At 71.0% G+C, this 13405-nt stretch carries 12 protein-coding genes; 3 read left to right on the plus strand and 9 right to left on the minus strand.

Annotation, left to right across the window (positions count from 1 at the left end):
• Positions 1-8: 8 nt before the first annotated feature.
• Genes ACXJJ3_RS05530 through priA form a run of 3 tightly spaced genes read right to left on the minus strand, consistent with a single transcriptional unit; the run spans position 9 to position 4227 of the window.
• On the minus strand, positions 9-1208 hold the full coding sequence (locus ACXJJ3_RS05530) for a zinc-dependent alcohol dehydrogenase (protein ID WP_458168853.1): 1200 nt from the start codon (positions 1206-1208) through the stop codon (positions 9-11).
• The gene (locus ACXJJ3_RS05535; protein ID WP_458168854.1) at positions 1205-3493 is read right to left on the minus strand and encodes an HAD-IB family hydrolase; all 2289 of its coding nucleotides are present in this window, start codon (positions 3491-3493) and stop codon (positions 1205-1207) included. The genes ACXJJ3_RS05530 and ACXJJ3_RS05535 overlap by 4 nt, the downstream gene beginning before the upstream one ends.
• Positions 3490-4227 carry a bifunctional 1-(5-phosphoribosyl)-5-((5-phosphoribosylamino)methylideneamino)imidazole-4-carboxamide isomerase/phosphoribosylanthranilate isomerase PriA gene (priA, locus tag ACXJJ3_RS05540; RefSeq protein WP_458168855.1) on the minus strand — a complete coding sequence of 246 codons (738 nt, stop codon included), beginning with the start codon at positions 4225-4227 and terminating at the stop codon, positions 3490-3492. The genes ACXJJ3_RS05535 and priA overlap by 4 nt, the downstream gene beginning before the upstream one ends.
• A gap of 121 nt (positions 4228-4348) precedes the next feature.
• On the opposite strand from priA, the gene ACXJJ3_RS05545 reads away from it, so the two are divergent.
• The gene (locus ACXJJ3_RS05545; RefSeq protein WP_458168856.1) at positions 4349-5461 is read left to right on the plus strand and encodes a cytochrome P450; all 1113 of its coding nucleotides are present in this window, start codon (positions 4349-4351) and stop codon (positions 5459-5461) included.
• Here ACXJJ3_RS05545 and ACXJJ3_RS05550 read toward each other — a convergent pair.
• Positions 5445-6197 carry a class I SAM-dependent methyltransferase gene (locus ACXJJ3_RS05550; RefSeq protein ID WP_458168857.1) on the minus strand — a complete coding sequence of 251 codons (753 nt, stop codon included), beginning with the start codon at positions 6195-6197 and terminating at the stop codon, positions 5445-5447. The genes ACXJJ3_RS05545 and ACXJJ3_RS05550 overlap by 17 nt on opposite strands.
• 23 nt (positions 6198-6220) lie before the next feature.
• Positions 6221-6997 (minus strand): sulfite exporter TauE/SafE family protein, encoded by a 777-nt coding sequence (locus ACXJJ3_RS05555; protein WP_458168858.1) that lies wholly within the window; start codon positions 6995-6997, stop codon positions 6221-6223.
• Positions 6998-7087: 90 nt separating this feature from the next.
• Between ACXJJ3_RS05555 and ACXJJ3_RS05560 the strand changes: the two genes are divergently transcribed.
• Positions 7088-7471, plus strand: coding sequence for a YciI family protein (locus tag ACXJJ3_RS05560; protein ID WP_458168859.1), 384 nt, complete (start codon positions 7088-7090; stop codon positions 7469-7471).
• Entirely contained in the window at positions 7468-8682 is a 1215-nt protein-coding gene (locus tag ACXJJ3_RS05565; RefSeq protein ID WP_458168860.1) for an RNA polymerase sigma factor, read from the plus strand. Before ACXJJ3_RS05560 ends, ACXJJ3_RS05565 begins: the two co-directional genes overlap by 4 nt.
• On the opposite strand, the gene ACXJJ3_RS05570 is transcribed toward ACXJJ3_RS05565, so the two are convergent.
• The 4 genes from ACXJJ3_RS05570 to ACXJJ3_RS05585 all read right to left on the minus strand — a co-directional run bounded on the left by ACXJJ3_RS05570 (position 8669) and on the right by ACXJJ3_RS05585 (position 13383).
• Positions 8669-10066 carry an FAD-binding oxidoreductase gene (locus ACXJJ3_RS05570; protein ID WP_458168861.1) on the minus strand — a complete coding sequence of 466 codons (1398 nt, stop codon included), beginning with the start codon at positions 10064-10066 and terminating at the stop codon, positions 8669-8671. The two genes, ACXJJ3_RS05565 and ACXJJ3_RS05570, sit on opposite strands and share 14 nt — an antisense overlap.
• Positions 10067-10339: 273 nt before the next feature.
• The gene (locus ACXJJ3_RS05575) at positions 10340-12103 is read right to left on the minus strand and encodes a proline--tRNA ligase (RefSeq protein ID WP_458168862.1); all 1764 of its coding nucleotides are present in this window, start codon (positions 12101-12103) and stop codon (positions 10340-10342) included.
• An 88-nt stretch (positions 12104-12191) separates the two neighbouring features.
• On the minus strand, positions 12192-12548 hold the full coding sequence (locus ACXJJ3_RS05580; protein ID WP_458168863.1) for a DoxX family protein: 357 nt from the start codon (positions 12546-12548) through the stop codon (positions 12192-12194).
• A gap of 10 nt (positions 12549-12558) precedes the next feature.
• Positions 12559-13383 (minus strand): GNAT family N-acetyltransferase, encoded by an 825-nt coding sequence (locus ACXJJ3_RS05585; RefSeq protein WP_458168864.1) that lies wholly within the window; start codon positions 13381-13383, stop codon positions 12559-12561.
• Between the last annotated feature and the right edge of the window lie 22 nt (positions 13384-13405).

A 13405-nucleotide genomic window follows, 5' to 3' on the forward strand; every position in this document is an offset into this window, starting at 1 on the left:
CAGCGCCCTCATGAGGCCCTCACATCGAATGCGACCTTGACTGTGCCCAGCCGGCCGGCGGAGTGCGCGTGGTCGAGCGCCTCGCGCCAGCGGTAGAGCGGGTAGCGGGCCCCGACGATCCCGTCGAGCGGGGCGCGGCCGGCGAGTTCCAGCGCGGTCTCGAAGGCCGGGCGGCCGTTCGGTTCGTCCCGCGCGGACGCGTAGGTGCCGGTGACCTCGAGTTCGCGGAACCAGACCGGGGACAGGTCGGCGCCGCTGGCCGGCATCCCGGACAGTACGACGCGGCCGCCCGCCTTGGTGACCCGCAGGACGGTGTCTATCGACGCCTTGCTGCCGACCGCGTCGACGGCGACGTCGACGCCGCCGAGCAGGAACTCGGGCGAGCCGAACTCGGGCTTGAGCCGGAACGCGCCGGTGGAGCGCCGGACGCCGCGGAACACCTCGTCGGGTGCGACGACGTCGCTGGCGCCGAACGCGCGGGCGAGTTCCCGCTGCTTGGCGTGTTTGGCGACGACCGTGATCCGTCCGGCCTGCGTCAGTTCGCGGAGCGCGAGCGTCGCGAACAGCCCGACGGCGCCGGCGCCGCTGACGAGCACGGACTGCCCGGCCTGGACGTTGGCCCGCAGTGCGGCGTGCACGGCTCCGGCGAGCGGCTCGACGAGTACGGCGCGTTCGTCGGACATCCCGTCGGGTACGGCGTACAGCTGGCTGCGGTGCGCGACCATGAGGTTGCCCCAGCCGCCGCCGGTGTCCTGGCAGAACCCGGTCTGCAGGCCGGGTGCGACGTGGCCGACTGTGATCCGGTCGCAGCGGTTGGTGTTCCCGGACGCGCAGCCGGCGCACGGCTCGACGCCGCGGGCCGTGCAGGTCAGGACGCTGTCCATGACGACGCGCGTACCCTTCGGCAGGTCTTCGCAGTCGTCGAGGAGTTCGCCGACGATCTCGTGACCGGGGACGAACGGCATCGACACCAGGGCCGAGAAGTACAGCTTGGTGGAACCGGTGACCATGCCGAGGTCGGAGCCGCAGATGCCGGACAGGATCGGGCGGATCCGCGCCCAGCCGTCCCGTTCGGCCTTCGGCTCGTTGATCGTGACCAGCCGCAGCGGCGCGGCCGGGCCGGTGAGCATGCCGGGGATCCGGCCACCGACCGCCTTCGCGGCCAGGAACTTGGCCGGCGACCGGTACATCTCGAGAGCGAGCATCATCGTACGTTCACCCCAGGGAGCTCCAGACGAGAAGAGGTGGACGGGGTCTTCCAGTCGACGATCTGCCAGCGCGATGCCCGGGCGGCCCGGAACAGCGACACGTCCGGCGACACCGCGACCGGGTTGCCGACCGCGGCCAGCATCGGCAGGTCCGAGTGGCTGTCGGCGTAGGCGTAGGACTTGGACAGGTCGATGCCGGTCTGCCGCGCGTGGTGCTTGATCCAGGCGGCCCGGGACTCGCCGACCAGCGGCGGGCCGGACAGGAACCCGGTGCAGCGGCCGCGGTCGTCGACGGCCAGCTCGGCCGCGACGATCTCGTCGAACAACGGCTCCAGCGGCCGGGTCAGCGGCCGGACGGCGCCGGTGATCAGGATCGTCTTGTGCCCGGCGGCGCGGTGTTCGCGGATCCGCCGGACGGCGGCGCCGCTGAGCCGTTCGAGGACGTGCTCGGCGAGGATCTCGTCGACGATCTGGTTGAGTTCCTCGAGGTCCGCCCCGGCGTACCGGCGGTAGATGGTGCGCAGGAACGTGCCGCGGTCCTTGCGTTCGGCGGCGATCAGCTTCGGCAGCTTGCGCAGCATCGCGCCGATCTCACCGGCCCGCTGCGGACCGTCGAGCTCGGGCAGCCGCATCCACAGGTAGGTCTCGATCACGTTCGAGGACAGCAGCGTGCCGTCCATGTCGAACGCCGCGATGACCTTGGATTCGGACGGCTCGACCTTCTTCAGTACGCCGGCCGACTCGGCGAGCGCCTTGTTCCGCTTCTTCCGGACGACGTCGAGCCGGCGCATCGACTCGGTGACGCTCGGGCAGTGCAGCTCCTGCAGGTAGTACTGCCAGTCGACGACCGACGTGTCGCAGGCGAACTTCTCCTTGTCGTCACCCTCGAGCGCGTTGTGCAGGGCGAGGACGTTGTCGTCGATGAACTGCAGCTCGGCCTGCGCGTACTCCGAGTACAGGTCCATGTAGCGGCGCAGGAAGTCCAGCCGGCGCTTCTGTACGTCGAGCTCGCGGGCGTACTTGCGGGTCCGCTCGCCGCGCGGGACCCGGGTGATCACGGCGTCGGCGATCTTGTGCGCGCGTTCGCCGTACCGCAGCATCGTCTCGACCGAGTCGCCGCCGGGGAACTTCCAGACCGGCAGCCGGACCGCGCCGCGCTCGCCGAGGTCGAACGGGTGCTTGGAGAAGTACGCGCGGACGCCGGCGTACAGCTGCTCGAAGGTCAGCGGGTTCCGGGCGCCGGAGCCGATGTGGTAGTACTCCGGCTTGCTCAGCTCGGGCTCGGTCGCCATCACCGCGCAGATCGCGCCGACCACGTGGTCGACCGGGATGATCTCGATCACCGAGTCCGGCGAGGCCGGGAACTCCGGCAGCTCGCCGCGGCCGTAGGCGAGGATCAGCGGCTCGGCCATCTTGAAGCCCTCGATCCAGCCCGGGTGCGGGCTCTGGACCGCGGACTCGATGATGGCCGGCCGGACGATCGAGGTCGGCAGCGTGCCGGAGAACTCCTCGACGACGCGCTCGCCGAGCGCCTTGGTGAACGTGTAGCAGTCGGTCCAGCCAAGGCTGCGGGCGCGCTCGGTGCCGGTCTCGACGAGCCGCTTCGCGACCCACTCGATCCGGCGCCGCTCGGTGTCCGCGGCGGCGGTCAGGTGACCGGCGCGGCGGTGCAGCTTCTCGGACTCCTTGCGGAACTTCGCCAGCATCGGCGCGGACCGGGACTGCTCCTCGATCCGGGCCTTCATCGCCATCCCGGCCTCGGCCTCGGTGCGCCAGTCGACGAGGTGCTCGACCGGGGCCTCCGGGATCGCGCCGCGCCGGCGGCCCGCGGTGTACGCGGTGGAGATGTGGACGTAGTGCACCGGGCGTCCGGTTTCCACGATCCGCTCGAGCAGGCTCTTGGTGCCGAGCACGTTGGTCGTGAACGCCTCGTGGATCGGCGGGTCGAAGCTGACGTCGCCGGCGCAGTGCACGACGATGTCGAGATCCTTCGGCAGCTCCGGTACGTCGGCCAGGTCGCCGTCGATCACGTGGATCCGGGCCGCGGACAGCGCCTCGGCGTCGGCGTACTCGGTGCCTTCGCCGTAGAACGGCTTGAAGATGTCCTTCTTCAGCAGCTGCGCCATCCGGTCGGCGCCGGTCAGCGAGCCCTTCGGGCGGATGATCGCGGCCACCGTGGTGCCCGGCAGCTCACCGATGATCCGGTGCAGCAGCGCCTCACCGACGAAGCCGGTGACGCCGGTGACCAGGACCTTCTTGTCCCGGAGCTTGTCGGCCAGACTCACTTGTCGCCTCCACGCGTGAGTTCGAGTGCCTCGGTCAGGGTGAACGCGCCGGCGTACAGCGCCTTGCCGACGATGACGCCCTCGACGCCGTCCGGGACCAGCGTGCTCAGGGCCTTGAGATCGTCGAGGCTCGAGACGCCGCCGGACGCGACGATCGGCTTGTCGGTGCGCGCGCACAGGTCGCGGTACAGGTCCAGGTTCGGGCCCTGGAGCATGCCGTCCTTGGTGACGTCGGTGACGACGTACCGCTCGCAGCCGGCGGTCTCCAGCCGGGCGAGCACCTCGTACAGGTCGCCGCCTTCCTTGGTCCAGCCGCGGGCGGCCAGCGTCCGGCCCCGGACGTCCAGGCCGATCGCGACCCGGTCGCCGTACTGCTGGATGATCCGGTCGCACCACTCCGGGTCCTCGAGCGCGGCGGTCCCGATGTTTACCCGGCGGGCACCGGTGGCCAGAGCGGCCGCCAGGGACTCGTCGTCGCGGATGCCGCCGGACAGCTCGACCTGGACGTCGAGCTTGCCGGTCACGTCGGCCAGCAGCTCACGGTTGCTGCCGCGGCCGAACGCCGCGTCCAGGTCGACGAGGTGGATCCAGTCCGCCCCCGCCTCCTGCCAGGCCATCGCCGCCGCGAGTGGATCGCCGTACGACGTCTCGCTGCCGGCCTCCCCCTGCACCAGCCGAACCGCCTGCCCGTCCGCCACGTCGACGGCAGGCAGCAGCACCAAATGCTCAGACATGGGCCACACCCTAGAGGGCGTTGCTGAGAGATCCGTAACCCGGAGGCCTCCTGAGTCGTTTGAAATCGATCTGTCTCAGCAATACCAGTGAGGTCAATGGTATTACACATAGGCTGGTCCGGTGGTCACCCTGGAGCAGCTCGAACGCGACCCTCATCCCACCCTCGCCGCGATCCGCCCGATCGGCTGGATCGACGCGCTGAACTCGTGGGTCGTCACCGGGCGCACTCTCGCCGTGCAAGTCCTTCGCGACCCCGCGACCTTCACGGTCGACGACCCCCGCTTCTCCACCGCCCAGGTGGTCGGTCCGTCGATGCTGTCGCTCGACGGTAACCCGCACAAGACGCACCGGGATCCGTTCGAGTCGCCTTTCGGGCTGGCCGAGACTCGTAGACGCTTCGCGGAGCCGGTCCGGCAAACCGTGGACGACCTGATGTCCGCCCTGACCTCACCGGCTGACCTGCGGACCGGCCTGGCGGGTCCGCTGTCCGTTGCCGTGGTCGCCTACTCTCTCGGGCTGCCGCCCGCGTCGGCCCCGACCGTCCTCGACTGGTATTCGGCGATCTCCGACTCCGTGTCGGGGGTGTCCGCCGGGCGACCCGTGACCGACGCGGGAGCGGCCGCGTTCGCGGAGCTGCACAAGCACGTTGCCGCGGGCATCGACGGGCAGGACTCGCTGCTGGCCGTCGCCGCGCACGCGGGGCTCGGCGTGGACGAGGTGGTGGCGAACGCCGCGGTGCTGATGTTCGGCGGCATCGAGACCACCGAGGGCATGATCACCAACGCGCTCTGGTACCTGCTGACCAACCCGTCCCAACTCGAACTGGTGCTGGCCGACCCGACCCTCCTCGCGAACGCCGTCGAGGAATCGCTCCGCCTGGAACCGGCCGCCGCCGTGGTCGACCGCTACGCGACCCGGGACGTCGAGCTCGCCGGCCACCGGATCCGGCGCGGCGACATGGTCACCGTCTCGCTGGCCGGCGCGGGCCGGGACCCGGAGGTGTTCGAGCACCCCGATACGTTCGACGTACGGCGTACCAACGCCCGCCGGCATCTGGCCTTCGCGAGCGGGCCGCACATCTGCCTCGGCATGCACCTGACCCGCCTCGAGACCATCGTCGCGCTCGAAGCGGTCCTGAAGCTCCCGGGTCTGCGCCTGGCGCCGGGCTCTCCCCCGCCGCACGGTCTCGTCTTCCGCAAGCCGTCCGCGCTGAACGTCACCTGGGACGCGTAAGCACCAGCATCGTCGCCGGATGCGCCGGCAGTACCCGTTCCGGATCCTGCTCCGCGTCCGCCGCGAACCGCGCGAACCCGGCGGCGGTCTCCGCCTCCGGCAGCTGCTCGAACGTCGACAACGCCCGCAGACTCAACCGCTCGTACGTCGCCCGCAGCGTCCGCGGGTCCTCCGCCGCGATCCGTACGACGTCCGCGTCCGGCACCAGCCCCGCCTCGACGGCCAGCGCCCGTACCCCGGCCACCGTGCGGTACATCGCCGCGTCGACCGCCGGCGCCGACGGGAAGTACCGGTACCAGAACAGGTCCGGCATCAGGTCGGCGAACTGCGTCCGCAGCAGCGCCACTGCCCCGGGCCGCAGCACCCGCCGGACCTCCCGGAGCCCCTGCAGCGGATCCGTCCAGTGGTGCAGCGTGAGGAACATCAGCACCACGTCGACCGATGCCTCGGGCAACGGAATCGCCTCGGCGCTGCCTTTCAGGTACCGGACCCGCGGCGCCGGCTCGGCCGCCTCGCGCATCCGGTCCGCGGGCTCCACGCCGTACACCTGCCCGCCGAACTCGGCCGCCAGCCCCGGCGTGAACCGGCCCGTACCGCTGCCGAGGTCGAGCACGTCCAACGGCCGCCGGTCCGGCACGTACGCCGCGAACGCCGCCGTCCACCGGGCTACTTCCGCGGGCGAGATCCGCCGGCCCGCGACGTACACGCTGCTCATCCGACCGTCGTAGTCGACCATGCCCGTCAACCTACCCGCGGGCGTCAGGCGAAGAACACGTCGTACGCGAGTCGCAGGATCAGCGCGGAGACCACCACCAGGAAGATCACCCGGACGAACCGGCTGCCGCGGGCGACCGCCGTCCGGGCGCCGAGGAGGCCGCCGAGCATGTTGGCCGCCCCCATGATCAGGCCGAGCCGCCACAGCGGCGCGCCGTGCAGGGCGAACACCAGGATCGCGCCCAGGTTCGTGGCCACGTTGGCGATCTTCGCCTTCGCGCTGGCCTGCAGGAAGTTGTACCCGAGCAGGCCGACCAGCGCGAAGATCAGGAACGACCCGGTCCCCGGCCCGACCGCGCCGTCGTAGAACCCGATCAGTACGCCGACCCCGGCCGCGGCCAGGTAGTGGTCACGGCCGTCGAAGCGCAACGCCGTCCGGGCGCCGAGCGACGGCTTCATCGCGGTGTAGATCGCGACCACGACCAGCAGCACCAGCACGATCGGCTTGAACCAGGACATCGGGATCTTCGTGGCGACCAGCGCACCGCCCGCGGCGCCGAGGCCGGCCAGAATCGCCAACGGCAGCACGGTTCTACGGTCCGGACGCACCTTGACACCGAACGTGACCGCGCTGGTCGTCGTCCCGCACAGCGACGAGATCTTGTTCGTGGACAGGATCTGCGCCGGCGACGCGTTCGGCAGGCCGAGCAGCATCGCGGGCAGCTGCAGCAGCCCGCCGCCACCGACCACCGCGTCGATCCAGCCGGCCGCGAAGGCCGCGAGGACCAGGAACAGCAACGTCAGCAAGGAAACATCGGGCACAGGCGACGATGATCCCGTCAGGGCGTAGGACCGCTCAACCATTACACCGGCCGATGAGAGCTATGACACCCGATCCGGGAGAATGGCCGGGTGAAGTTTCTCCTGCTGATCCACAACAATGCCGAAGCGCTCGAGGGATACACCGAGCAGCAGCTGGTCGAGCTGTCCGGCGGGCGCGAGCACATCGCCCAGCTGGCCCGCGAGCTGATGGGGACGGGCGAGCTGGTGTCGGTCCTCGGGCTCGACGAACCCGGCCAGGGCGTCCAGCTGGTCGCCGGTACGCCGGTGGTCTCGGACCGGCCGCTGCTGGAGACGAAGGAGTACCTCGCCGGCGCGATGGTGCTGAACTGCGCGTCGCAGGAGCGGGCCTTGGAGATCGCGGCGCTGATCCCGCTGGCGCAGTTCCGGCGGGTCGAGTTCCGCCAGATCCGGCTCGATCAGGACGACTTCCTCGCGGAGCTCAACGGCCGGTGACCGACGTAGAGGCTGCGATCCGGGCCGCCGCGCCGCGGGCGCTGGCCGCCTTGGTCCGGCGGTACGACGCGTTCGACCAGTGCGAGGACGCCGTCCAGGAGGCGCTGCTGGAAGCGTTCGTACGGTGGCGGGAGAACGGCGTACCGGAGCAGCCGATCGGGTGGCTGATCAGCGTCGCGACGCGGCGGATGATGGACGGCTGGCGGCGCGACAACGCGCGGCGGCAACGCGAGCTCAACGACTTCCTGCGGGCGGCCGACCCCGACCCGGAGGACTACCACGAGGACACCGACGACACCGTCCGGCTGCTCGTCCTCTGCTGCCATCCGGCGCTCACGCCGGCGTCGCAGATCGCGCTGACGCTGCGGTCGGTCGGCGGCCTCACGACGGCCGAGGTCGCGGCCGCGTTGCTGGTCGGCGAGACGACCGTGGCGCAGCGGATCAGCCGGGCCAAGCGGCAGATCGCCGGCGCGCGGTTCGAACTGCCGACGGCCGAGGAGTACGACGTACGGCTCCGCGCCGTGCTGCAGGTGCTGTACCTGATCTTCAACGAAGGGCACACCGCCAGCGCGGGCGCCGCGTTGCAGCGGGTGGACCTCGCGGACGAGGCGCTCCGGATCACCCGGCTGCTACACCGGTCCGCCGGCGGATCGGGCGAGGTCGCCGGGCTGCTCGCGTTGATGATCCTCACCCACGCCCGCCGCGACGCGCGGACCGGCCCGGGCGGCAGCCTGATCCCGGCGGACCGGCAGGACCGCTCCCGGTGGTACGCCGACGAGATCGCCGAAGGCACGCAGCTGGTCGAGGACGCGCTGCGCTCCGGCACCGTAGGCCCGTACCAGCTCGAGGCCGCGATCGCCGCCGTCCACAGCGAGGCCGACTCGGTCGAGACCACCGACTGGATCCAGATCGCCGGCCTGTACCGGCTCCTCGAACGGGTCGACCCGAGCCCGATGGTGACGCTCGGCGCGGCCGTCGCGGTCGCGATGACCGAAGGCCCGGACGCCGGGATCGCGATCGTCGAACGGCTCGCCGACGACCGGTACCTCGGCGACCACCACCGCCGGCTCTCCGTCCTCGCCCACCTGCAGGAGCTCGCCGGGCGGCCGGACCGGGCGCGCGCCAACTACCTCGCGGCGCTGGAGCGCACCCGGAACGCGGCCGAACAGGACTACCTGCGCGAACGCATCGCCCACCTCATCCGGGCATAGCTCCCGGTCCCACGCCGTCGCGAGCAGGTGCTCGGTGACGGCGGCCGCCGGTCCACTCCGGGCCGGGCGGCACGGTCAGCGGGCCGCGGAACACGTGCCCGGGATCGACGGACTGCTTGAGAGCAGCCAGCCGCTTGCGGTGCGGCTCCGGGAAGCAGGCGGCGAGGTCGGCCTCGGTCGGGTCGGACAGGAAGTTCAGGTACGCACCGTCCGGCTTCAGCGACCGCCACAGCGCGTCGAAGTCCTTCGGCTGCTGCGTGCCTTGCTGCTCGGGTGATCCCAGCAGCACCGAGTTCACCAGGAGCCGCGCATCCCGATGCGCGAACGCGGTACCGTCCGCGGGCATCGCGCCGTACGCACCGCCGAGCGCGCGGATCTCGATCGCCAGCCCCGGGATGCGCGGGCGGGCCGCGAGCAGCTTCTCCGTCAGGTCGTTCGGCCAGGTGTTGTAGAAGCCGTTGCGGATCCGCGGACGCCACTCGGGCGGCATCGCCATGTCGACGAAGACCTCGGCGTACGGGACCTCGGCGACCTTGTCGGTGATCAGCGAGCCGAGATGGCGCAGGGGTTCGAGGGCGTCTACGTCGGTCGTACACACCTGGATCGCGACCGGGACCTGGCGGTCCGCCATCATCGTCGGCGCCAGTTGCAGGCTCGACGTGAGGCCTTCGGGCGCGTCCGCGGCATACTCCGCCCAGCCGTCGAGGACCTGCTGCGCCTGGGTCCACGGGTAGAGCAGCGTGCCGAAGTGGACGGTCGGTCGGCGTACGGCGGCGATGTCGTACGACGTGACCACACCGAGACCGCCCGCGGCGCCGCGGAGGCCCCAGAACAGTTCCGGCTCAGCCGACGCGTCGACCCGGCGTACCACACCGTCGGCCGTCACCACCTCGGCCGCGACCACGTTGTCGATCGCCAGACCGTGCCGGCGCACCATCCAGCCGATCCCGCCGCCGGCCATCAACCCGCCGACACCGACGCTCGCGGTATCACCCGACGAGATCGCCAGCCCGAGCTTGCCGAGCCGCTGCGCGACCTGCCCCCAGGTGGCGCCGGTGCCCACCCGTACGACGTCGTCCGGCAGCACCCGCACGTCGTCCATCGGGCGTACGTCGATCACCACACCACCGTCGCTCGTCCCGATCCCGGCGGCGTGATGCCCGCCGCTGCGGACCGCTACCGCGAGGTCCTGCGTCTCGGCGTACCGCAGCCCCGCGACCACGTCGGCCGGTCCGGTGCACCTGATGATCACCCGCGGCTTCCCCGCATTCATGATCACCCGCCCGGCGTCGGCGTACCCCACGTCCCCGTCGACGAGCACCTCCCCCGCCACGACCGCCCGCAGTTCACCCAGCCCGCCGTGGGCCAGCACAGATTCGTTCATCACCAACTCCATTCCCCGGCGCCCCCTCTGGCGCCACACCCCGGGATCGGAGCCGACCGCCCCACCTCGACATCCCTACCGCACAAACCTCAGGAAACATTCGAGGGGATATCCGTTGGTGTTGGGGGTTCTCCCCTCGCACACCAGCAGATAACCCCCAGCACCAACGGATATCCCCTCCAACACCACCCCAGTTGCTCCATGGAGCGCGGCCCCGCACGGGACGTGGGCCGGCCCCGTTCCCTTGGGGGACGGGGCCGGTGGGGTGCTGGGTCAGCTGCGGACTGCGGTGACGAGGTGGTTGACGACGTCCGCGACCGGGACGTCGGCGCGATCGCCGGAGCGGCGGTCCTTGACCTCGATCGTGCCGTCGGCGAGGCCCTTGCCGACGACGGCGATCGTGGGCACGCCGAGCAGCTCGGCGTCCTTGAACTTGACGCCCGGCGACACCTTCTCGCGGTCGTCGTACAGCACGGTCAGGCCGCGGGACTCCAGCTCGGCGGCGATCTCGGCCGCCTTGTCGAAGACCTCTTTGTCCTTGCCGGTGGCGACCAGGTGGACGTCGGCGGGGGCCAGTTCGCGCGGCCAGATCAGGCCGAGGTCGTCGTGGTTGCCCTCGGCTACGGCGGCCACCGCGCGGGTCACGCCCACGCCGTAGGAACCCATCGTGACTGTGACGAGCTTGCCGTTCTGGTCGAGGACCTTGAGGTCGAGGGCTTCGGCGTACTTGCGGCCGAGCTGGAAGATGTGGCCCATCTCGATGCCGCGCGCGGTCTCGAGCGCGCCCGAGCCGTCCGGTGCCTGGTCGCCGTCGCGGACCTCGGCGGCCTGGATCGTGCCGTCCGCGGTGAAGTCGCGGCCGTGCACCAGGTTGATCACGTGGAAGCCGGGCTTGTCGGCGCCGGTCACCCACGCGGTCCCCTGGCCGACCCGCGGGTCCAGCAGGTACCGGATGCCGGAGGTGTTGTCCGCGCCGAGCACACCGGGACCGATGTACCCCTTCGCCAGCGACGGGTACTTCTCGAAGTCCGCCTCCTCGAAGGCGACGACCTCGGCCGGCTCCACCTGCGCGCCGAGGCGCTTCTCGTCGATCGCGCGGTCGCCGGGGACGCCGATCGCCAGCGGCTCGCGGGTGCCGTCGGGGTTGAGCAGCATCACGAGCACGTTCTTCAGCGTGTCCGCGGCCGTCCACTCGCGCCCGTCGGTGCGCGGGTGCTTCGCGTTCAGCGCGTCGACGAGCGTGTCGATGGTCGGCGTGTCCGGCGTGTCGACGACCTCGGCGGCCGGTACGGCGGACGCGTCCACCGGCGCGGCCTGCGGCACCACAACCGCCTCGACGTTCGCGGCGTACCCGCCCGGCGAGCGGACGAAGGTGTCCTCACCGTTCTCCGCGATCGCCAGGAACTCCTCGGAGCGGGACCCGCCCATCGCGCCGGACATCGCCTGCACGATCACGTAGTCGAAACCGAGCCGGTCGAAGATCTTGATGTACGCCTTGCGGTGCAGCTCGTACGACGCGGCGAGGCCGTCGTCGTCGATGTCGAACGAGTACGAGTCCTTCATCACGAACTCGCGCCCGCGCAGCACCCCGGCCCGCGGCCGCGCCTCGTCGCGGTACTTGTTCTGGATCTGGTAGATCGACAGCGGCAGGTCCTTGTACGACGAGTAGAGGTCCTTCACGACCAGCGTGAACATCTCCTCGTGCGTCGGGCCGAGCAGCATGTCCGCGCCCTTGCGGTCCTTCAGGCGGAACAGGTTCGGCCCGTACTCGGTCCAGCGGCCGGTGGCCTCGTAGGGCTCGCGGGGCAGCAGCGCCGGGAACACCAGCTCCTGGGCGCCGATCGCGTCCATCTCGTCGCGGACGATCCGCTCGACGTTGCGCAGCACCCGCAGGCCGAGCGGCAGCCAGGTGTAGATGCCGGGCGCCGTCCGGCGGATGTAGCCGGCGCGGACGAGCAGCTTGTGGCTCGGGACCTCCGCGTCCGCCGGGTCCTCGCGAAGGGTGCGGAGGAACAACGACGACATACGCAAAATCACGGGAGTCTCCAAGCGTGCAAAGTCGGGTAACAGGACATCAAAGAGAATATCGGTCCGCCGGTACTGCTCGTACCACGTTATCCACAGGTCACTCGCGGGCGGCCTTCAGCGCCCACCGGATCAACGGCACCTGCAGCGGCAGCCGCGCGAAAGCAATCGCTCGGGCGAACGGCGAGGCGTTGCGCAGGTCCGCGGCCATCTGGACGTTCGCCGGGAACACCGCCACCAGCAATCCAGCGCTCGCCAGCCCGGCCAGCCGCCGGGTCCGCGGGTGCAGCAGCCCGGCCGCGCAGGCCAGCTCCGCGACCCCGGACGCGTACACGAGTTCCTTCTTCCGCGGCAGCACCTTCGGCACGATCGCCTCGAACGGCTCGGGCTTGACGAAATGCAGCGCCCCGACCACGCCGAACAGAGCGGCCAGACCCGTCGTACTCCGCGATGCCATGCGTGGGAGCTTAGAACAGGATGGTGGCGAAGGTCTCGACGGTGCGGAACCCGACACGCTCGTACGCCGCCCGCGCCGGCAGGTTGAAGGCGTTCACGTACAGCGTGACCACCGGCGCGATCTGCCGGGCCAGCTCCACCACGGCCGCCATCCCGGGCGCGGCGAGCCCGCGGCCGCGGTACTCCGGATCCACCCAGACGCCCTGGATCTGGCAGACCCCGCTGCCGACCGAGCCGACCTCGGCCTTGAACACCACCCGGCCGTCCTCGATCCGGGCGAACGCCCGCCCGGCGCGGATCAGCTCCGCGACCCGGGACCGGTAGAACGTCCCGTCCGGACCGGTCTGCGGCGGTACGCCGACCTCCTCGGTGTACATCGCCACGCACGCCGGGTACAGGATCGGCAGCTCGACCGGCTCCACCGCACGGACCAGCGGATCCGGCGCGATCGCCGGCGACCCCTCGATCACCATGAACGGCTGGTCGTCGCGCACCTCGCGGGCCGGTCCCCAGTGCGGCTCGAGGATCGTCCACAGCTGGTCGACCGCGCGGGCCGGGCCGAGGATCTGGAAGCAGTTCCGCCCACGGCGCAGCGCGTACGCCGCGAACGCCCGCAGCGCGGCGTCGTCCGCGCCGACCGGGACCATGTTCCCGCCGGCGTGGCAGAGCGCCTCGAGCGCGCCCTTCTCGACGTACCCCCAGACCTCCGCGCCGCGCCGCGGGTCGAGTCCGGACGCCTGCACGAGGCTGTCGACGAAGACGTTGACCACCGGATCGCGGGCGATGACCGCGCGCGCCGCCGCGAGGTCACGAGGACCGAGAACCCTGACACCCACGCGCAGAACCTAGCCGATGTTC

Source organism: Kribbella sp. WER1 (genome assembly GCF_054189145.1).

Excerpts from the sequence above, each read along its gene's own strand:
- ACXJJ3_RS05570 (WP_458168861.1), bottom strand. The coding sequence starts at position 10,066 with ATGAACGAATCTGTGCTGGCCCACGGCGGGCTGGGTGAACTGCGGGCG.
- priA (WP_458168855.1), bottom strand. The coding sequence starts at position 4,227 with ATGTCTGAGCATTTGGTGCTGCTGCCTGCCGTCGACGTGGCGGACGGG.
- ACXJJ3_RS05530 (WP_458168853.1), bottom strand. The coding sequence starts at position 1,208 with ATGATGCTCGCTCTCGAGATGTACCGGTCGCCGGCCAAGTTCCTGGCC.
- ACXJJ3_RS05550 (WP_458168857.1), bottom strand. The coding sequence starts at position 6,197 with ATGGTCGACTACGACGGTCGGATGAGCAGCGTGTACGTCGCGGGCCGG.
- ACXJJ3_RS05580 (WP_458168863.1), bottom strand. The coding sequence starts at position 12,548 with ATGGCATCGCGGAGTACGACGGGTCTGGCCGCTCTGTTCGGCGTGGTC.